Annotated in this window: 1 protein-coding gene; it reads left to right on the plus strand. The window is 41.8% G+C overall.

All coding sequences use genetic code 11. The annotated features are described in order from the left end of the window. Positions 1–96: 96 nt before the first annotated feature. Positions 97–711, plus strand: a 615-nt coding sequence (locus JMW90_RS13475) for an isocitrate/isopropylmalate family dehydrogenase (protein ID WP_265089250.1), incomplete at its 3' end; no start/stop codon positions are given.

A 711-nucleotide genomic window follows, 5' to 3' on the forward strand; every position in this document is an offset into this window, starting at 1 on the left:
CATTTATAATGCTGTCATCACCATGATAAAACAGCTAGCATAACAGAATGCCAAGTACGCTTAAAACACATAATACATATCAAGGAGTATCACCTCATGTCATATAACAAGGTTATCGTACCAATAAACGGCGAAAAAATAACCGTAAATGCTGATTTATCCTTCAATATTCCAAATCATCCGATCATTCCCTTTATCGAAGGCGATGGCATCGGCGTTGATATCACACCTGTCATGATTGAAGTGATTGATGCGGCAGTTGAAAAAGCTTATAAAGGCAAAAAGTCCATCGTTTGGATGGAGACCTATTGCGGTGAAAAAGCCTCTAAAATTTATGACGGCGAATTTATGCCAGAAGAGACGCTTGATGTGTTGTGTGATTATGTCATCAGTATAAAAGGTCCGCTGACCACGCCAGTTGGCGGTGGTATGCGCTCGCTGAACGTGGCAATGCGACAAGAGCTTGATTTGTACGTTTGTCAGCGTCCTGTACGTTGGTTCGAAGGCGTTCCAAGTCCTGTCCAACATCCTGAGTTGACTGATATGATTATTTTCCGCGAAAACTCAGAAGATATCTATGCCGGTATCGAGTGGAAAGCAGGCAGTGAGGATGCCAAAAAAGTCATTAAGTTTTTAAAAGAAGAGATGGGCGTGACACAGATTCGCTTTTCAGAAGATTGTGGCATTGGTATCAAGCAAGTATCAAAAGAG

Origin of the sequence: Psychrobacter glacincola, from assembly GCF_904846215.1 — a bacterium.
Lineage (GTDB): Bacteria > Pseudomonadota > Gammaproteobacteria > Pseudomonadales > Moraxellaceae > Psychrobacter > Psychrobacter glacincola.